General features: G+C 43.7%; 18 protein-coding genes and 2 tRNA genes. 13 read left to right on the top strand and 7 right to left on the bottom strand.

Annotated features, from left to right (window positions below; genetic code table 11):
• Nucleotides 1-9 precede the first annotated feature (9 nt).
• On the top strand, nt 10-963 hold the full coding sequence (locus POW22_RS14265; protein ID WP_272833439.1) for a transketolase family protein: 954 nt from the start codon (nt 10-12) through the stop codon (nt 961-963).
• 73 nt (nt 964-1,036) lie between these two features.
• On the opposite strand, the gene POW22_RS14270 is transcribed toward POW22_RS14265, so the two are convergent.
• Nucleotides 1,037-1,936 carry an FKBP-type peptidyl-prolyl cis-trans isomerase gene (locus POW22_RS14270; RefSeq protein WP_272833440.1) on the bottom strand — a complete coding sequence of 300 codons (900 nt, stop codon included), beginning with the start codon at nt 1,934-1,936 and terminating at the stop codon, nt 1,037-1,039.
• 131 nt (nt 1,937-2,067) lie between these two features.
• Here POW22_RS14270 and POW22_RS14275 point away from each other — a divergent pair, with 131 nt between their 5' ends.
• Both POW22_RS14275 and POW22_RS14280 read left to right on the top strand, forming a co-directional pair.
• Nucleotides 2,068-2,439, top strand: a complete 372-nt coding sequence (locus POW22_RS14275) for an RNA-binding S4 domain-containing protein (protein WP_272833441.1) — start codon at nt 2,068-2,070, stop codon at nt 2,437-2,439.
• Nucleotides 2,440-2,480: 41 nt separating this feature from the next.
• Nucleotides 2,481-2,972 (top strand): phosphoribosyltransferase family protein, encoded by a 492-nt coding sequence (locus POW22_RS14280; RefSeq protein ID WP_272833442.1) that lies wholly within the window; start codon nt 2,481-2,483, stop codon nt 2,970-2,972.
• On the opposite strand, the gene POW22_RS14285 is transcribed toward POW22_RS14280, so the two are convergent.
• Nucleotides 2,964-3,482, bottom strand: coding sequence for a shikimate kinase (locus POW22_RS14285; protein ID WP_272833443.1), 519 nt, complete (start codon nt 3,480-3,482; stop codon nt 2,964-2,966). The genes POW22_RS14280 and POW22_RS14285 overlap by 9 nt on opposite strands.
• Nucleotides 3,483-3,609: 127 nt before the next feature.
• Between POW22_RS14285 and POW22_RS14290 the strand changes: the two genes are divergently transcribed.
• Nucleotides 3,610-3,685, top strand: a tRNA-Lys gene (locus tag POW22_RS14290).
• Nucleotides 3,686-3,719: 34 nt separating this feature from the next.
• Nucleotides 3,720-3,803: transfer RNA gene (locus tag POW22_RS14295), tRNA-Leu, on the top strand.
• Nucleotides 3,804-4,358: 555 nt separating this feature from the next.
• Here POW22_RS14295 and POW22_RS14300 read toward each other — a convergent pair.
• The gene (locus POW22_RS14300) at nt 4,359-4,796 is read right to left on the bottom strand and encodes a hypothetical protein (RefSeq protein ID WP_272833444.1); all 438 of its coding nucleotides are present in this window, start codon (nt 4,794-4,796) and stop codon (nt 4,359-4,361) included.
• Between the two features lie 328 nt (nt 4,797-5,124).
• Between POW22_RS14300 and POW22_RS14305 the strand changes: the two genes are divergently transcribed.
• From POW22_RS14305 to POW22_RS14325, 5 genes are read left to right on the top strand one after another with little or no spacing between them, the layout of a single operon-like run.
• Nucleotides 5,125-6,039 carry a MerR family transcriptional regulator gene (locus POW22_RS14305; protein WP_272833445.1) on the top strand — a complete coding sequence of 305 codons (915 nt, stop codon included), beginning with the start codon at nt 5,125-5,127 and terminating at the stop codon, nt 6,037-6,039.
• Nucleotides 6,040-6,092: 53 nt separating this feature from the next.
• A complete protein-coding gene (locus tag POW22_RS14310) occupies nt 6,093-7,553 on the top strand; it encodes a phytoene desaturase family protein (RefSeq protein ID WP_272833446.1) in 1,461 nt (486 codons plus the stop codon).
• Nucleotides 7,554-7,567: 14 nt separating this feature from the next.
• Complete coding sequence (locus tag POW22_RS14315; protein ID WP_272833447.1) at nt 7,568-8,410, top strand: phytoene/squalene synthase family protein; 843 nt, start codon at nt 7,568-7,570, stop codon at nt 8,408-8,410.
• Nucleotides 8,411-8,412: 2 nt separating this feature from the next.
• Nucleotides 8,413-8,862: a sterol desaturase family protein gene (locus POW22_RS14320; RefSeq protein WP_272833448.1), complete on the top strand. Its 450-nt coding sequence runs from the start codon at nt 8,413-8,415 to the stop codon at nt 8,860-8,862.
• A gap of 2 nt (nt 8,863-8,864) precedes the next feature.
• Nucleotides 8,865-9,581 carry a lycopene cyclase domain-containing protein gene (locus tag POW22_RS14325; protein WP_272833449.1) on the top strand — a complete coding sequence of 239 codons (717 nt, stop codon included), beginning with the start codon at nt 8,865-8,867 and terminating at the stop codon, nt 9,579-9,581.
• Here POW22_RS14325 and POW22_RS14330 read toward each other — a convergent pair.
• The 3 genes from POW22_RS14330 to POW22_RS14340 all read right to left on the bottom strand — a co-directional run bounded on the left by POW22_RS14330 (nt 9,548) and on the right by POW22_RS14340 (nt 12,010).
• Nucleotides 9,548-10,120 carry a TlpA family protein disulfide reductase gene (locus POW22_RS14330; protein ID WP_272833450.1) on the bottom strand — a complete coding sequence of 191 codons (573 nt, stop codon included), beginning with the start codon at nt 10,118-10,120 and terminating at the stop codon, nt 9,548-9,550. The two genes, POW22_RS14325 and POW22_RS14330, sit on opposite strands and share 34 nt — an antisense overlap.
• Nucleotides 10,121-10,207: 87 nt before the next feature.
• The gene (locus POW22_RS14335) at nt 10,208-11,275 is read right to left on the bottom strand and encodes a hypothetical protein (protein WP_272833451.1); all 1,068 of its coding nucleotides are present in this window, start codon (nt 11,273-11,275) and stop codon (nt 10,208-10,210) included.
• A 69-nt stretch (nt 11,276-11,344) separates the two neighbouring features.
• Nucleotides 11,345-12,010 (bottom strand): Crp/Fnr family transcriptional regulator, encoded by a 666-nt coding sequence (locus POW22_RS14340; protein ID WP_272833452.1) that lies wholly within the window; start codon nt 12,008-12,010, stop codon nt 11,345-11,347.
• Between the two features lie 134 nt (nt 12,011-12,144).
• On the opposite strand from POW22_RS14340, the gene POW22_RS14345 reads away from it, so the two are divergent.
• The 3 genes from POW22_RS14345 to POW22_RS14355 are packed head-to-tail and all read left to right on the top strand — an operon-like array spanning nt 12,145 to nt 15,419.
• The gene (locus POW22_RS14345) at nt 12,145-13,503 is read left to right on the top strand and encodes a Gfo/Idh/MocA family protein (protein WP_272833453.1); all 1,359 of its coding nucleotides are present in this window, start codon (nt 12,145-12,147) and stop codon (nt 13,501-13,503) included.
• 3 nt (nt 13,504-13,506) lie between these two features.
• Nucleotides 13,507-14,577 (top strand): mevalonate kinase family protein, encoded by a 1,071-nt coding sequence (locus tag POW22_RS14350; RefSeq protein ID WP_272833454.1) that lies wholly within the window; start codon nt 13,507-13,509, stop codon nt 14,575-14,577.
• Nucleotides 14,574-15,419 (top strand): sugar phosphate nucleotidyltransferase, encoded by an 846-nt coding sequence (locus POW22_RS14355; RefSeq protein WP_272833455.1) that lies wholly within the window; start codon nt 14,574-14,576, stop codon nt 15,417-15,419. The genes POW22_RS14350 and POW22_RS14355 overlap by 4 nt, the downstream gene beginning before the upstream one ends.
• 53 nt (nt 15,420-15,472) lie before the next feature.
• Here the strand turns inward: POW22_RS14355 and POW22_RS14360 are convergent, their stop codons facing one another.
• Nucleotides 15,473-17,737 (bottom strand): aconitate hydratase, encoded by a 2,265-nt coding sequence (locus POW22_RS14360; RefSeq protein ID WP_272833456.1) that lies wholly within the window; start codon nt 17,735-17,737, stop codon nt 15,473-15,475.
• Between the last annotated feature and the right edge of the window lie 38 nt (nt 17,738-17,775).

The raw sequence follows: 17,775 nt of genomic DNA on the forward strand, positions 1-17,775 counted from the left end.
AGACAAGCAATGAAAACCTATACAGATACAGGAAAAAAAGATACACGCTCCGGATTTGGAGCAGGTTTGACTGCTTTAGGTCAAACGAATCCCGATGTAGTAGCGCTTTGTGCGGACTTGACGGGTTCATTAAAAATGGACGAATTTAAAGCGAATCACCCAGAACGCTTCTTCCAAGTAGGAATTGCAGAGGCCAATATGATGGGACTTGCTGCAGGTATGACCATCGGTGGTAAAATTCCTTTTACTGGAACTTTTGCCAACTTCTCTACGGGACGTGTTTACGATCAAATAAGACAAAGCATTGCTTACTCGCACAAGAACGTAAAGATCTGTGCTTCTCACGCCGGGTTGACCTTAGGAGAAGATGGAGCAACGCACCAGATCCTAGAGGACATTGGGCTTATGAAAATGCTGCCCGGAATGACGGTGATCAACACTTGTGATTTCAATCAGACCAAAGCAGCCACCATGGCCATTGCAGAACACCATGGACCGGTTTATTTGCGTTTTGGACGCCCGAAGGTAGCGAACTTCACTCCAGAGGATCAGACCTTTGAGATTGGAAAAGCGGTTCACCTTCAAGAAGGTGCTGACGTTACTATTGTAGCTACAGGACACTTAGTTTGGGAAGCCTTAGAAGCTGCTAAAGCTTTAAATGAAGAAAGTATTAGCGTAGAGGTTATCAACATTCACACCATTAAACCTTTAGACACGGACGCCATTGTAAAGTCTGTGAAAAAGACGGGCTGCATTGTAACAGCAGAAGAACATAACTTCTTAGGAGGACTCGGGGAATCTGTAGCCAGAGAATTGGCGCTCCACCATCCGACTCCACAAGAGTTCGTTGCTACCAATGACACTTTTGGTGAATCTGGTACGCCCGCACAACTGATGGACAAATACGGATTGAACGCCGCCGCAATTGCTGCGAAGGCTAAAAAAGTTATGGGACGCAAATAAAATTCCTAATCCTTAACGACACAAAAAATCCCGCTCTAGGCGGGATTTTTTATATGTTTTATTTGCAGGGATATTAGTCTGCATCGCGGTAGTCTGGAATACCGTCTCCATCTGTATCAGTGAGGATCACAGTTCCGTCATCGAGGATCTCAATCTCATCTCGTGTTGGAACGCCGTCGTTATCGTCATCAAAGTCTGCGAAGTCTGGAACACCATCCTCATCGGTATCATCATCGAGTTCGTTTCCGTTTCCGTTCAGATCTTCATTAAGCGAAATGATTCCGTCTTGGTCATGATCTGCAACAACTGCATCCAAGACGCTAAAAGTGAAGATCAACTGGGAGTACAAAGGAATCTGTGGACTCGGTGGCTGATTGAAATAAGCAATTCCCGAAGGGATAAAAAGCGCTCCAGAACCAAAGCCTTCAAAGCTCACAGTACCGTCTGGGTTTGTGGATTGAGAGGTAGCTCCTTGGAATTCAACTAAACCTTCTTGGAATCCGTCAATAACTCCGGTGAGATCAAACCAAACTGGATTTGGAGATCCGTCAAACTGAGTTCCGTTCAGTAAGGTTCCTCGGTAAGTTACCAAGGTTGAGTCTACAAAGGTTGGGCTTGAACCTTCGCCTTGTAATGCTTTCAGTATATAAAGGTTGTAGGTTACATCCTCTTCTTCTCTGTCGGTTACCGTTTTAGTTTCCACTTGATTGATCAGCGGGATCTTATCTGCATTGTCTCCAGCGATCGTATCGATCACCACCTCAAAATCAAATCCTGTCGGAGGTGTTTCAAACTCTTCGTAATTGTAAAAGTGTGTTTGCAGATATTCAACCAATTCTGCTTCTGCATTGACTGCTTCCTCACCACGATCCCGTGGAGGAATGGTCTCAAAGCCATTATCATCATTTCCGCAGGAGAATACTCCTCCCACTATCAAGGCACACAAAAGGCCGTTTACTAGTTTCTTTTTCAATGAAATCAATTTAGGTTCAGACAGCGCTAAACTGCCGTATTTACACCATTTTATGTCTTAAAAAGACGGGCGCAAGATACCATTTTTTATACTTTTGCTGTAAACATTAACGTTGATTTTAGAAGCTTTGTATGAGGGTTGACAAATATCTTTGGGCCACGCGTTATTTCAAAACACGTAATCAGGCGACAATTGCTTGTAAAAAAGGAGCCGTAAGAGTAAATAACGATGTGGTAAAGCCCGCCCGAGAAGTATATCCGGGTGATGAACTCAAGGTGCGAAAAAACCAGGTGGATTACGTGCTCAAGGTCTTAGATACACCACCCAGTCGTGTGGGCGCCAAATTGGTTGATATGTACCGTCAGGACATTACCCCTAAGGCAGCCGTAGAGACCCTAGAAATGCTCAAATATTCCAAAGACTACTACCGCAAACGCGGAACAGGTCGCCCTACGAAAAAGGATCGTCGTGATCTGGAGGACTTCACAGACGAACAAGAGTGAACAAAGTTTTGGTATCTTTGTTTTAACAACAAGACAGCGCTATGGATACAATCTTGAATCACCAAGAGGTTCAACACAAAATTCGCCGAATTGCTTATCAGATCTATGAAGCAAACGCGACGGAAAAGGAGATCGTTTTAGCTGGGATAGCCGGTGGAGGATATACGCTCGCACAGCGCTTGGCAGAAATGCTGCAAGATATTGCGCCCATGCATTTTTCATTGTGCAAGGTGGAGATTGACAAAGCAGATCCCAGAGCGCCTATCACTACCAGTATGCCTGCTGCAGATTATGAAAACAAGGCTGTTGTATTGATTGACGATGTGCTCAACTCCGGCACCACGCTGATCTACGGTGTGCGTCACTTTTTAAATGTTCCACTATCGAGATTCAAAACAGCCGTGTTGGTGAATAGAAACCACAAAAAATACCCGGTCAAAGCTGACTTTAAAGGAATTTCACTTTCTACTTCTTTAAACGAGAATGTGGCTGTAGTCTTTGAGAAGGATCAAGACCGAGTTTGCCTAGAATAATTGGGCAACTATAGCTTTTACTACTTCTTCTGCGGATTGCTCTGAGGTATCTATACGATGCTCTGCCTGCATGTAATAGGGAGAACGATCAAACAAATGTTTACGTACAAAATCCTTGAGATCATCTTTATTCTCCAAGTGTGCTATAAGCGGACGCTGTGCTCTTTCTGGCCAGAGTCTTTGCAACAAGGTATCCAATTGAGTTTTTAAATAAATGGTCTGAACACCTTTGGCTGCAAGGAGCTTATCCATGTTTCCTGCATAACAAGGCGTTCCTCCTCCGAGAGCCAGGACTTGATTTTTTGGGTCAGCTAGCTGCTGCTGTAAGACCTGAGATTCTAAAATTCGAAACTTTATCTCTCCTTTTTCCTTAAAAAATTCAGGGATCGACTGCCCTGCTTCCTGCTCGATCAAAACATCTAAATCGCAATAAGGCCATTGGAGCACTTCGGCTAATTTTTTACCGATCAGCGACTTACCGCTGCCCATATAACCCAATAAAACGATCATAACTAATGCTTTTAAATTCTGTCTGCTTCAAGGAAGCAATTGGCTTTCTTCGAAAACTCAAATTTAAATCAAAATAGCTTTGATAAATAAATAGAATGGTTTTATATTTGCACCCGCATTCAACAAAGACCTGATAGCTCAGTTGGTAGAGCATCTCCCTTTTAAGGAGAGGGTCCTGGGTTCGAGCCCCAGTCAGGTCACCACTAAAAGTTAAGCCCAACAGCTTAACTTTTTTTTACCCGGATGCTGGAATTGGTAGACAGGCATGGTTGAGGGCCATGTGTCCATTAGGGCGTGTGAGTTCGAGTCTCATTCCGGGTACAAATGAATCAAAACGCACCAAAGATGCGACGAACAAAAAACGCCAAGCTAGCTTGAGCGTTTTTTTTATGGAGCAGATTTAAATCGCACAGCGATTTGCGTTTTGATTTTGACTATGCTAGCGTTTTGAGCCCAACGAGGCAAAGCCGAGTTAGTCTCACCGCGACACTTGCTTTGATGCGGTTTTTTTATGGGCGAGATTCAATTGCGCAGCAATTGCTGTTTTTCGATTCTCACCATGCTAGCGTTTTGAGTCCGCCGAACGCAGTGAGGCAGTCTCACCTCGGGCACTAGAGAATTGTAAAGCGACAATAAAGATCGCAATGAAGAAACCACGTGAAGCAAGCTTCGACGTGGTTTTTTTATTGTGAGATTTAACGCGCTAGGCGCGTTATCGCTTTATAATTTTGACCTCGTCGCGGCATGGGACGGCCGAGCGAAGCGAGGCACTCTCACCGCCAAGCTAGCTTGAGCGTTTTTTTTATGGAGCAGATTTAAATCGCACAGCGATTTGCGTTTTGATTTTAACCTTGCTAAAATTTTGACACCCTCCAGTCATTCCATATCTTCAACTTGACCCCAGATTGCGGGAAACTCAGAACCCAAAAGCCAGAGCTTATTCTCTCCGCCAATAATTGAATCTTTTAAGAGGAAAATGTAGGATCTATTTGTCTTTGCGATAGGATCAACAATAGGAAGAATTGAATACTCTTTGCCCTTTTGGTAGGATTCTGAACTACACTTTATCAGTACGCTTAATTTGGGAGGTAAGTCCGAATCGATGGTTTCACCGATTATTAACGAATATGGAATCCCTCCTTCTGTATGGCAAAGTGTATTACTAGGATAAAAGTTTAAGAGTTTAATTTTAAATTCTTGATCTACAGAAACGAAACCATATTGATCAATTTCAAAATAAGACTTCGGAATTTGATCACTAGTAGTTCCACAGGCACTAACAATGATAAATATTGCGACTAAAAGACCTTTCATAATATTCTCACTCTTGCACAAATGTATTGGTTTGTTTAATCGTTTTGAATCTAAATTGAGGGAACTGTGCTTTCCATTTAGTGACCGGAACCTCGCGCCAGCGATTGCAGCGGCATCCTTTTTACGAAGTGAAAAGATATAGCGGAAAGCGCGGCCGTGGAGTTAACATAGTTTACTTCACGGGGCGCCGTAAACGTTAAACAAAATTTACTCAAAACATGCAAATTTTTTTCTGTTAATTGTTTATTATTTTTTCATTTTTATTAAACAAAAGCTTATTTTTGTGAATCGCTATATTGTGATTTAATTCATGAAGCCCCGTTGATGTATGCTTGTTAAAACTCAGTTTAACATAAAGGATTTAGAGAACTTAAGTGGAGTAAAAGCGCATACCATTCGCATTTGGGAAAAGCGCTATGGCCTACTGGAGCCGAATCGTACGGATACAAACATCCGTAAATACGATCTGGAGAACCTTAAGAAGTTGCTCAATGTAACTTTCCTTTATAATGAAGGCATTAAGATTTCTAAAATCGCAAAGTTGAGCGATACGGAGATCCAGCAGATCATTGAAGAACGCGCCAGTCAAAAGCAAGAGGACTACGCGATGAAGGCCTTTAAAACGGCCATGTTCGACTTTGATTACACCCTCTTTGCCACCACCTTCAACGAACTCAGCGAGCGCATCAGTTTTAGAGAGATCTTTATGGAGGTCTTCATTCCTTTATTACAAGAGATCGGTACATTATGGCAAACCGGAACGATAGACCCGGCCCACGAGCGGTTCATCTCTGAACTGATCAAACAAAAGATCATTGTAAACATCTCTAATCTACAGAGTGTACAAAAACCAGAACGCCAAGACATTCTTTTCTCTTTGTATCTACCGTATGAAGAGATTCATGAAATTGGACTGCTGTACGCCCATTACGAGATCCTACAATCAGGTCATCAAACCATTTATTTGGGCAGTAATATTCCATTACCGAGCTTGCGCAATGTGCTCAAGCACCACGATAATGTTGTCTTTGTTTCCTTCTTTACCGTGAAACCAGACAAGGTTTCCATTTATGAGTACTTAAAGGAATTTGATAAGATTATCAGTAAAGAACAAGCAAGTCAATTGTGGCTTATGGGGGCTAAGACCCGTGAGGTTGAGGCAGATAAGGTTCCAGATCATGTCACAGTTATAGGGACCATTGAAGGGCTACTCGAAAAACTCAATTCATTAAAAAAATCTTAAATACGATCAGCAGCTTTCATTTTGTTTAGAATTTGATTTAATTTGTTAAACAAATGAAGAAAAGCATTGCAATCGTAGGTAGCGGCTTCGCCTCTTTGGCCGCGGCATCTTATCTGGCAAAAGCCGGACACCAGGTGACCATCTTTGAAAAGAACAAGACCGTAGGCGGTCGTGCACGACAACTCAAACGCGACGGTTTTACCTTTGACATAGGCCCAACTTGGTATTGGATGCCTGATGTCTTTGAGCGATTCTTCGCTGACTTTGACAAAAAACCCGAAGACTTTTACGAACTGATCAAACTCAATCCGGCATACAGTGTATGTTTTGGTGAAATGGATTTCATTACCATTGAAGACAGTTTGGAAAAGATCTGTAAGACCTTTGAAAAAGAAGAACCCGGCAGCGCAGCCAAACTTCAGAAGTTTATGGCTAAGGCCAAATCCAACTACGACATTGCCATTAAAGATCTGGTATATCGCCCTGGGGTGTCTCCTTTAGAATTAGTTACACCCGTGACTATGCGTAAAATTGGGCAGTTCTTTAGCACTATTGCAAAAGACGTTCGCGCCGAATTTAAAAATCCGCGTTTGGTCTCCATCTTGGAATTTCCTGTTTTGTTCTTAGGAGCAAAACCGAGCAATACGCCTGCCTTTTATAGTTTTATGAACTATGCAGATTTTGGGATTGGAACTTTTCACCCAAAAGATGGGATGTACTCCGTTATTGAAGGTATGAAGTCCTTAGCAGAATCGCTGGGTGTTGAGATCCGCACAGAGCACAATGTAGATTCCATAACCGTTAATGACGGTCATGCAACGGGATTGGTCTCTAACGGTGAAATACACAAGGCAGACATTGTACTTAGCGGCGCAGATTACCACCACTCAGAAACCCTATTGCCAGCAGAGCACCGCCAGTATTCTGAGAATTATTGGAAGAAGAAGACCTTCGCTCCCTCTGCTCTTTTATTTTATGTTGGCTTTGAAAAGCCTATTGAAAACGTAGAGCACCACACCTTATTCTTTGACGTGGATTTTGAAACCCACGCCCACGATATTTATGATGAACCTACTTGGCCTGATGAACCTCTGTTCTATGCCAGTTTCCCTTCTAAGACCGATGACAATGCAGCTCCGGCAGGGAAAGAAGCAGGAATTTTCTTGATTCCACTTGCTCCTGGTTTGGAAGACACTCCAGAGATGCGTGAAAAATATTTCGACATTATTCTTACTCGCTTAGAGAAATTGACACAGCAAGAAGTCAAAAAATACGTTATCTTTAAAGAGTCCTACTGTGTAAATGACTTCATTGAGGACTACAATTCTTACAAGGGAAATGCGTATGGTATGGCAAATACCTTGCTCCAAACGGCCTTTTTGAGACCAAAGCTGCGTAGTAAGAAAGTAAAAGACCTATACTTTACCGGTCAACTCACCGTTCCAGGGCCTGGAGTTCCTCCGTCCCTTATTTCAGGAAAGTTGGTAGCCGGTTTGATAGAAAATGATCATTAGTACTCTATTGCAGCATGAAAGCAACATTTGACATCGTTTCTAACCTCTGTAGCCAAAAGGTGACCAATGCATACAGCACCTCGTTCTCCTTAGCCACTAAGATGCTCGCGCCGAGTATCCGACAAGACATTTATAATATTTATGGTTTTGTTCGCTTTGCGGATGAGATTGTGGATTCCTTCCACGACTATGACAAAGCCGTACTCTTTGACCGCTTTTCACAAAGCTTGGAAGACGCCTTGCACGACAAAATCCATTTGAATCCAATCCTCAATGCGTTCCAACACACGGTTCACAAATACAACATTCAAAAGTCATCCATTGATGCCTTTATGAAGAGTATGCGTTTGGATTTGACCAAGACCGAATACCTCACAGATGCAGAATACAAGGAATACATCTACGGCTCTGCGGATGTGGTTGGCCTAATGTGCCTCATGGTCTTTGTAAAAGGAGATCTGGAGCGATATGACGCTCTAAAGGAGTCTGCAATGCACTTAGGATCTGCTTTCCAAAAAGTAAACTTTCTGCGTGACTTAAAAGCCGATTTTGAAGGTTTGAGCAGAACCTACTTCCCGAACACCAACCTCAGCGCCTTAGATGAAGACGCCAAGAAAAGAATTATTGCAGAAATCGAAGAAGACTTTGCAAAAGGCTATCAGGGAATATTACTTTTGCCAACAGAAGCGAAGTTCGGCGTATTTATGGCGTACCGCTATTACAGACGCCTGCTTAAAAAGCTTTACAGAACTCCCGCTATGGAAATTAAAAACAAGCGGATCAGAGTTCCCAATTACGAGAAGTTCGGGTTATTGACCCGTAGTTATGTGAAATATCAATTAAAATTAGTTCGATAGTAATGGATATACTGCTTTGGATATTGGTCTTTTTGACCACCTTTTGCATTATGGAATTCATGGCCTGGTTTACCCACAAATATATTATGCACGGTTTTCTTTGGGTCTTGCACAAAGACCATCACCACAAGGATCACGGCAGCTGGTGGGAACGCAATGACGCCTTTTTTATCTTTTACGCCGCTGTGAGTATTGGATGCTTTATAGCCTGGCAGTATTATGGCTTCTGGGCGGGACTGCCTATTGGACTGGGGATCTTCGCTTACGGATTCACTTATTTTATGGTGCACGATATTTTCATCCACCAAAGATTTAAGATGTTCCGCAACGCCAACAATTGGTATGCACGCGGTATTCGCAGAGCGCACAAGATCCACCACAAACATTTAGGCAAAGAAGACGGTCAGTGTTTTGGGATGTTACTTCCTCCGCTCAAATACTTTAAAAAATAACGATGCAGTATCTGTACCTATGGTTAAACTTAGGTTCATTTATTGTTCCCTTCCTGTTTAGCTTCCACCCGCGTTTAAAGTTCTACAAGCGCTGGAAAGGATTCTTTTTAGGAGTCTTGGTAATGATGGCGGTATTCATTCCATGGGACATTGCCTTTACGGTCAATGGTTTCTGGGGATTCAATCCCGATTATCTAAGCGGAATCTACCTATTCAACCTACCCATAGAGGAATGGTTGTTCTTTATCTGTATCCCCTACGCCTGTATCTTTACGCATTACGCGCTCATTGAGCTTATGCCTAATGTGAAGCTCTCTAAAAGGGCCACTTCGGTTATTTATACGATCCTCGCTGCCGTTCTAGTGGTTGCACTTTGGTATACCAATCACCTTTGGTACACCGCCTTAAATTTTAGCTACGCCTTAATTGTACTTGGAATAGTCTACAATTGGAGGCCTGAGCTCTTCAACCGATTCTTTTTGACCTATTTAGTGATCTTGATTCCCTTCTTTGTGGTCAATGGTGTTTTGACCGGAACAGGAATTGACGAACAAGTGGTTTGGTACAACAATGATGAAAACCTCGGTTTGCGTATGGGAACCATTCCCGTGGAAGACACTATTTACAATATTGGAATGCTTTTAACGGTCCTGGCTATTACTGTTTACGTTTCGGGACCCGCAACTCAACGCGTGAGCAGTTCTTCTAAAAAGGCATAGAAATCTGGATCATTCCAGGCTTTCGCACCTGTTTCTAAAAGCAGCACCTTCCCCGTTTTATCAATTACGGCAGTAGTAGGCAACGAATTACTTCTGATGACTTCTGGCGCCTGATAACTTTGGATAAAGACCGGCAGCTCATACCCTTTCTTATCCATAAAGGCTTGGAGTTTCTCTGGAGTTTCTCCGGAGACGAAATAGAAATCCACGCGATCTGCGAATTTATCATACAATTCCTGCATGGCGGGCATCTCTGCTATGCATGGAGGGCACCAAGTCGCCCAAAAGTTCACCAAAACTACTTTACCTTTTGACTGCTCAAAATTCTCCGAGGCACCTCCTAAAGTTTGCAAGGGCCAGTTATAAGTATCTAAGCTGAGTTGCTCCTCCTCAGGTAAGCTGTCTGGAGCAAAGGCAAACAGGCGTTGAATCCCGGCTTTAATAGGAGTTCCTGTCTGAGGTACGATCAACAGAACAATCAGCAACACCATAAGGATGTTGCTCCATTGTTTCTTAAAAAAGTTCTGGTCTAATTTCATGAATAGGTAGTCCAAAAATAAGCCGATTCCTTGCATAAAAAAAGTCCCGCCTTTCAGCGGGACTTCACTACAAAAATGTATTACTCCTTAATTTCGAGTAACTGTGATCGAATTGGAAAGGCTAAAACAGCCTACCAAATCGCTGGCATTGTTGCCAGGCATTGCGCCTTCTAGGCCGTCCTCAAAGCGCAAGTACCAGATTAGACATACTCCTACACCTGCAGCGTCAAAATCTACTGCTTCAAGAGCTGCCATTGTCGGTGGCAATCCTAAGATGTTACCAGCATCATCAGTGATTACCCAAGTTGAATTCGTTCCGGTTTGCGTACCGTCTAAAGTGATTCCGCTAACCATGTCTGGAGTTCCATCTACAGTGAAGGTAAATGGTCCACCGCTGATCATCCCTCCGTTTGGCGCGTTACGCACAACCTCAATTGGGTTAGATAAGCTAAAGTCTCCTTCTAGATCGTTGGCGTTAAGACCAACTTCTGCTCCGACTAGACCGTCTTCAAAGCGCAGGTACCAGATCAAGCAAACACCACCTCCGGCGCCGTCAAAATCAACACCTTCTAAGGCTTCAAGAGTTGGTGGCAATCCTAAGATATTTCCGGCGTCATCAGTGACTACAAAACTTCTGTTTGTACCTGTAGCGGCCGGATCCGTGCTAATTCCACTAACAAAATCAGGACTTCCGTCAACACAGAATTCAAATGGACCACCCATCAGAACACCAGCATTAGGAGCTGCGTTTCTGTTTACAGTGATCGAGTTTGATAAATCAAAAGTACCAGTAAGGTCGTTGGCGTTTGCTCCTACCTCTGCTCCTTGAAGATCATCTTCAAAACGCAGGTACCAAATCAGACAAACACCTACACCAGCACCGTCAAAGTCAACACCTTCTAGCGCTTCTATCGTTGGTGGCAATCCCAAGATATTTCCGGCGTCGTCAGTGACTACAAAAGTTCTGTTGGTTCCAACCGCATCAGGGTCTGTAGTAATACCGCTTACAAAGTCAGGGTTTCCGTCTACCAAAAAGGTAAATGGACCACCTTGAAGAGTTCCAGCGTCTGGAGCTGGAGTATTGTTGTCATCATCATTGCTACAGGCGGCAAAAAGCAAAGAAGCGAACAACAGGCTAAAAATTTTTCTTTTCATGATTATAGTTTTTAATTACCGATACAAACTTAGTTCGGCCTCATAAAAAGAAATGTCAGCTAGCTTACACTAAGCAGAAAATTTTAAACGAATCTCGTTTCTGCTAAAGTCTATAAGCTCTTCAGCCTTGAATTTATTCATAATGGAATTCAGCGTGGGTCTTGAGGTTCCCAGCAATTTGGCGATGTCCTTTTGCGTGTACGGATGCTTAATCACCGTATCTCCATTATAAGGACAGCAATAGCCGTAATCATCTGCCAGCTCTTTCAGGAATTCTTTGACGCGTGTTTCTGCGTCCTTATAAAGAATTAGATCCAAGCGGCGCTCCAAACGCTTCAATCGGAATCCTATAAGCTTATAGATCCTAAAACTAAAACTGCGATTGTCTCGCATGAGTTCGTGCATGGTTCCAACATCTACAGGGCAAATACTGGTACTGCCCAAAGCTTGCGCAAACTCATCGCGCTTCTCTTCACCTAAAATGGCTTTCTCGCCAAAGAGTTCGCCTTTAGTTAAAATGGCCTTGACCATTTCTTCGCCGTCTTCTGTGTAATAACCGAGTTTTACACGGCCTTCTTCAATCAAATAGACCTTACTGGCACTATCTTCTTCAAAGTAAATGTAGTCTTGTTTTTTGTAGGTATTGAAACTGTGATCTTTCTTGAATGCTTTGAATTTGTGGGGGCAAAGCATGGAAAACAGGTTAACCTCTTCAAAGAACCAAAGCGTCTTCATAGCAATTATTTTTGTAGTGTCTGAGTCAACACCAAGGTATTGACCACGGTTAGTTATCTGTTTTAGACGCAGCTTTTTCTGCTTACTTACAAGTCACAATGAAATATGGTTAACTTTGTTTAAAACCACACCAAATGAGTAGTCGTAGAGAATTTGTAAAAAAGAGTGCCCTGATTGGAACAGGCCTGGCTCTAGCTCCTAGTTTTACCTTTGCACAAGACCTGAATCCGTTAAAAGATAAACTTCGCGTAGGTCTTATTGGCGTTGGACTGCGAGGCACCAATCACCTGCAGAACCTCTTGTATAGAGATGATGTGACCATCGTAGCCGTTTGCGATACCGATACCCGCAGAATGCCGGTGGTAGAGGAACTTTTGCAAAAGCACAATCACCCGGCAGTAAAACAATTCACTGCAGATGAATACGACTACAAGAATCTACTCGCGATGCAAGATATTGACGCGGTGATCATTTCCACGCCTTGGCTTTGGCACACTCGCATGGCTAAAGACGCTATGAAAGCGGGCAAATATGTTGGTTTGGAAGTCTCCGCAGCCAACACCATGGAAGAGTGCTGGGATCTGGTAAACATTCATGAAGAGACCGGGTCTCATTTAATGATCTTAGAGAATGTATGCTACCGCAGAGACGTTATGGCTGCCTTGAATATGGTGAAGCAAAATGTCTTTGGTGAGCTGTTGCATTTCCGCTGCGGATACCAACACGACCTGCGTTTTGTAAAGTTTAATGACGGCAAGACTGCCTACGGCAAAGGCGCGGAATTTGGAGAAAAAGGAATTTCGGAATCTGCGTGGAGAACACAGCACAGCTTACTGCGCAATGCCGATGTATATCCTACTCACGGTCTGGGACCTGTAGCAACCATGTGTGATATCAACCGAGGCAATCGAATGGTGTCTATCTCTTCTATGGCCAGCAAAGCTGTTGGACTCAATAAATACATTGTGGATGTTGGCGGAGCTGATCACCCCAACGCAAAACTCAAATGGAAACAAGGCGATGTGATCACTTCTATGATTAGCACTTCCAATGGAGAAACTATCATTGTAACCCACGATTGTAACTCACCCCGTCCCTATTCGCTTGGCTTTAGAGTACAAGGGAGTGAAGGACTTTGGGAAGTGGACGGCAGCCGTATTTATATAGAAGGTAAGTCCGATCCGCATCGCTGGGAGGAGGCTCAACCTTGGCTGGACAAATACGATCATCCGCTTTGGAAAAAATATGCAGATCGCGCCACAGGCTCCGGACACGGCGGAATGGACTTCTTTGTGCTGCACGCCTTTGTAGAATCGGCTAAACGCAATGCAGCGCCTCCTTTGGACGTATATGACGCTGCGGCATGGAGCGCAGTGACGCCGCTTTCTGAAGCTTCTATTGCCGCAAATGGAGAAGCCCAAGAATTCCCAGACTTTACGCGCGGTAATTGGGTAAAGCGCAAACCATGGAACTGGAACAGCGATCAATTTTAAAGGATGACCACTATTAAAGCCCCCGCGCGTGTTTGCCTCTTTGGCGACCACCAAGATTATTTAGGATTGCCGGTCATTGCTTGTGCCATAGATAGGTACATCACTTTTAAAGCTGAGCCCAATGAGACCGAAGCTTTGAACTTTGAGTTCGTCGATCTTAAAAAAACCAGAACACTTTCATTGAATGAAGACCTCAATTCCTTTGAACCGCAAGATTATATTAAATCGGGTTTAAAAGTATTAGCGGCAAAGGGCGTAAAAATCCATACTGGTCATGACATTCAGGTTAGCGGAAACATTCCAATCAATGCCGGACTGAGCAGCTCTTCTGCTTTTGTGGTGGGTTGGCTTACTTTGGTGCTTAAATTAACCGACCATTTGGATCGATTCAGCTCCGCAGAAATCGGCCATATGGCTTATTTGGCTGAAGTGGAAGAGCACGGACAAGCTGGAGGTAAAATGGACCAATACACTTCAGCTATTGGTGGAGCGATCTATATCAATACTCGTAAAGACATGAGTTTTGAACCGGTTAAATTACCTTTCCAAAAGCTGATCATTGCCAGTTCCGGAGTCCCAAAAACTACCTTAGCTGGTTTGAGAAACCTCAATGAGAAAGCCCATAAGGCTATTGCTCAGGTAAAAAGTCACGTACCCGACTTTGATCAATATGCCCATCATTCCGCTGCGAATTATGTGAATTATGTAGAAGACGATCTAAAAGAGATTTTCATTGCAGCCTATGGCAATTATCAAAACACGCGTTTTGCAATGGCCTGCCTTCAAGACAGGCCAGAAGAAGTTCGATTTTTAGGAAGCTTGATGAACCGTCATCACAGTATTTTACAGAGCCTTTTGAAGATCACTACGCCAGAGATAGATCGTTTGATCTCCGCTGCCCATGAAGCGGGCGCCTTGGGCGCTAAAATTGTCGGTTCCGGAGGTGGGGGTTGTATTGCTTGTATTCCTGCGGAAGGGAAAGAGCAAGAACTTATCAGCTCACTTAAGGCCGCGGGAGCTGTTGAAGTATTTGAGGCGCGCGTATCTGCGGGTGCAAAAGACCTTAGGCTATGAAAACACTGATCATTTTAGCCGGCGGCGCATCCAGCCGCATGAAGAAATCACAAGCCAGTGCAGGTTTAAGTGCTGCAGAAGTAGCTGCGGCAAATGCGAGTGCTAAGTGTTTGATTGTTTTGCAGGGCGATGAGCGTCCGGTGCTTGATTACATCATAAAAAACGCGCAGGCTGCATATTATTCCGAAATTATTTTAATCACGTCACCTCAAAACGATAGCTTCAAATCGTGGTATGGCGATAATACTTGGAATAAAGAGCGACTTGGTGTTACTATTAAATTTGCTATTCAATACATTCCCGAAGGCCGCGAAAAACCTTATGGAACAGCTGATGCCCTTCAACAAGCCATGGATCAATACCCTGAGCTTAAGGAAAAGGAATTCGTTGTTTGTAACAGTGATAATCTTTATTCAGCCGATGCGCTTAATCAATTACAAACCACTGATGCCAAAAATGCCTTTATTGCTTACGACAGAAGTGGTTTAGATTTTCCTGAAGAGAAGATTGCAAGATTTGCTTTATGTCGATTGAATAAAGAGAATGAATTAATCGACATCATCGAAAAACCAAAACTTGAAGAACTGGAAAACTATCGCGATAAGACGGATACTCTGAGGGTAAGCATGAATATCTTCAAGTTTAATGGCGCCGATCTTTACTGGTGGCTCGTAGATTGTCCAGAAAACCCTGAACGCAAAGAAAAAGAACTTCCCACCGCCATTTGGTTAATGATTCGAAACATGCGTAATGCCACTATGCTGGGTATTCCTTTAAAAGAACACGTCCCCGACTTAACCACTAAGGAGGACATCGCGATTTTTAGATCACAATTGAAATAAACAAAAAAACCCGAAGCGTCAACTTCGGGTTTTTAATATTAAGGCGCTTTAATTTAAGCGTTCTGTTTTTTAATCAGGTTCAAAGCAGACCCTTCACGGTACCACTCAATTTGAGCAGCGTTGTAAGTATGGTTCGCCATGATGGTGTCTTTAGATCCATCTGCGTGAACAACTTCTATAGTTAATGGCTTACCTGGAGCAAAGTCCGCGATGTCCACAAAGTTGAAGGTATCGTCTTCTTGGATCAGATCATAATCTGCCTCATTGGCAAAGGTCAATCCGAGCATACCCTGCTTTTTCAAGTTAGTCTCGTGAATACGTGCAAAAGACTTCACCAATACCGCAGCTACTCCTAAGTGACGTGGCTGCATAGCCGCATGCTCTCTCGAAGATCCTTCTCCGTAGTTGTGATCTCCAACCACGATGGTGCGAATCCCTTTAGCTTTGTAAGCGCGTTGGGTATCTGGTACTCCTCCGTATTCACCGTCTAGTTGGTTCTTAACGAAGTTGGTCTTTTTGTTATATGCATTCACCGCACCGATCAAGGTGTTGTTTGCAATATTGTCTAAGTGACCGCGGTAACGCAACCATGGACCTGCCATAGAAATGTGGTCCGTAGTACACTTCCCGAAAGCTTTGATCAAGAGTTTTACCCCTTGCAGCTCGCTGTCTTGAATAGGCTCAAAAGGTGTAAGCAGTTGCAAGCGCTCAGAAGTTGGGCTCACTACTACGTTGATTCCGCTTCCGTCCTCAACAGGCTCTAGATAACCAGCATCTTCTACATCAAATCCTTGTGGAGGCAATTCCAGTCCTTTTGGCTCGTCTAGCTTCACCTCAACACCGTCTTCATTGATCAGGGTATCGTTTACAGGATCAAAATCCAAACGTCCAGAGATTGCAATGGCAGCAACCATTTCTGGAGAACCTACAAAAGCGTGTGTGTTCGGGTTACCGTCTGCACGCTTAGAGAAGTTTCTGTTAAAGGAGTGCACAATGGTGTTCTTTTCTTCTCCGAGGAGATCAGAACGGTCCCACTGTCCAATACATGGACCACAAGCGTTGGTAAAGATGGTCGCTCCTAAGTTTTCAAACACACTTAGTAAACCATCGCGCTCTGCAGTAAAGCGAATCTGTTCCGATCCTGGATTGATTCCAAAATCACTCTTTGGCTTTAGTTTTTTGTCGATGGCCTGCTGGGCGATACTCGCAGCTCTGGTCAAATCCTCATAAGAAGAGTTGGTACAAGAACCGATCAATCCCCACATTACGTTTAGTGGCCAATCGTTCTCTTTTGCCTTAGGTCCTAACTCTCCCACTGGAGTCGCTAAGTCTGGAGTAAAAGGTCCGTTCAAGTGTGGACGCAACTCAGAAAGGTTGATCTCAATCACTTGGTCAAAATATTGTTCTGGATTCGCGTATACCTCAGGGTCTCCTGTTAGGTATTCACGGATCTTATTGGCTTCATCGGCAATTTCTTCACGATCAGTAGCGCGTAAGAAACGCTCCATAGCATCGTCATATCCAAAAGTAGAAGTCGTAGCACCGATCTCTGCTCCCATATTACAAATGGTTCCTTTTCCTGTACAAGAAAGGTTGGTTGCTCCAGGCCCGAAGTACTCTACAATGGCTCCTGTTCCTCCCTTTACAGTTAGGATACCTGCTACTTTCAAGATCACATCTTTAGAAGCCGTCCATCCGTTGAGCTCTCCGGTTAATTTCACACCGATGAGTTTTGGAAATTTAAGCTCCCATGGCATACCAGCCATAACGTCTACGGCATCAGCTCCACCAACTCCAACGGCAACCATTCCTAAACCACCCGCGTTCACGGTGTGAGAATCCGTCCCGATCATCATACCTCCTGGGAAGGCGTAGTTCTCTAGAACCACTTGGTGAATGATCCCTGCTCCTGGTTTCCAGAAACCGATTCCGTATTTGTTAGATACAGACTCCAGGAAATCAAATACCTCACTACTGGTCTCATTAGCACGCTTTAGATCTGCTGCAGCTCCTTGTTTGGCCTGGATCAAGTGATCACAGTGTACTGTAGTTGGCACAGCAACTTTTTGTTTTCCGGCTTGCATGAACTGCAACAAAGCCATTTGCGCCGTAGCATCTTGACATGCGATGCGGTCTGGAGCAAAATCAACATAATCCTTTCCACGAACAAAAGGCTGGGAAGGCATCTCATCCCAAAGGTGAGCATAAAGAATTTTCTCGGCCAGCGTTAAAGGCTTACCTGTTAGTGCTTTTGCAGCATCTACCTTCTGCGCCATCTGCGCATAGGTATTTTTTATCATGTCAATGTCAAATGCCATATGTATCTATTTTTTTGGAAGTGTTGCGAAAATACAAA

Origin of the sequence: Gilvibacter sediminis, from assembly GCF_028561565.1 — a bacterium.
In the GTDB taxonomy this organism is placed as follows: Bacteria; Bacteroidota; Bacteroidia; order Flavobacteriales; family Flavobacteriaceae; genus Gilvibacter; species Gilvibacter sediminis.

Excerpts from the sequence above, each read along its gene's own strand:
- POW22_RS14280 (WP_272833442.1), top strand. The coding sequence starts at position 2,481 with ATGGATACAATCTTGAATCACCAAGAGGTTCAACACAAAATTCGCCGA.
- POW22_RS14340 (WP_272833452.1), bottom strand. The coding sequence starts at position 12,010 with ATGAAGACGCTTTGGTTCTTTGAAGAGGTTAACCTGTTTTCCATGCTT.
- POW22_RS14315 (WP_272833447.1), top strand. The coding sequence starts at position 7,568 with ATGAAAGCAACATTTGACATCGTTTCTAACCTCTGTAGCCAAAAGGTG.
- POW22_RS14360 (WP_272833456.1), bottom strand. The coding sequence starts at position 17,737 with ATGGCATTTGACATTGACATGATAAAAAATACCTATGCGCAGATGGCG.
- POW22_RS14310 (WP_272833446.1), top strand. The coding sequence starts at position 6,093 with ATGAAGAAAAGCATTGCAATCGTAGGTAGCGGCTTCGCCTCTTTGGCC.
- POW22_RS14345 (WP_272833453.1), top strand. The coding sequence starts at position 12,145 with ATGAGTAGTCGTAGAGAATTTGTAAAAAAGAGTGCCCTGATTGGAACA.
- POW22_RS14275 (WP_272833441.1), top strand. The coding sequence starts at position 2,068 with ATGAGGGTTGACAAATATCTTTGGGCCACGCGTTATTTCAAAACACGT.
- POW22_RS14320 (WP_272833448.1), top strand. The coding sequence starts at position 8,413 with ATGGATATACTGCTTTGGATATTGGTCTTTTTGACCACCTTTTGCATT.
- POW22_RS14350 (WP_272833454.1), top strand. The coding sequence starts at position 13,507 with ATGACCACTATTAAAGCCCCCGCGCGTGTTTGCCTCTTTGGCGACCAC.
- POW22_RS14335 (WP_272833451.1), bottom strand. The coding sequence starts at position 11,275 with ATGAAAAGAAAAATTTTTAGCCTGTTGTTCGCTTCTTTGCTTTTTGCC.
- POW22_RS14305 (WP_272833445.1), top strand. The coding sequence starts at position 5,125 with ATGCTTGTTAAAACTCAGTTTAACATAAAGGATTTAGAGAACTTAAGT.
- POW22_RS14330 (WP_272833450.1), bottom strand. The coding sequence starts at position 10,120 with ATGAAATTAGACCAGAACTTTTTTAAGAAACAATGGAGCAACATCCTT.
- POW22_RS14285 (WP_272833443.1), bottom strand. The coding sequence starts at position 3,482 with ATGATCGTTTTATTGGGTTATATGGGCAGCGGTAAGTCGCTGATCGGT.
- POW22_RS14355 (WP_272833455.1), top strand. The coding sequence starts at position 14,574 with ATGAAAACACTGATCATTTTAGCCGGCGGCGCATCCAGCCGCATGAAG.
- POW22_RS14265 (WP_272833439.1), top strand. The coding sequence starts at position 10 with ATGAAAACCTATACAGATACAGGAAAAAAAGATACACGCTCCGGATTT.
- POW22_RS14325 (WP_272833449.1), top strand. The coding sequence starts at position 8,865 with ATGCAGTATCTGTACCTATGGTTAAACTTAGGTTCATTTATTGTTCCC.
- POW22_RS14300 (WP_272833444.1), bottom strand. The coding sequence starts at position 4,796 with ATGAAAGGTCTTTTAGTCGCAATATTTATCATTGTTAGTGCCTGTGGA.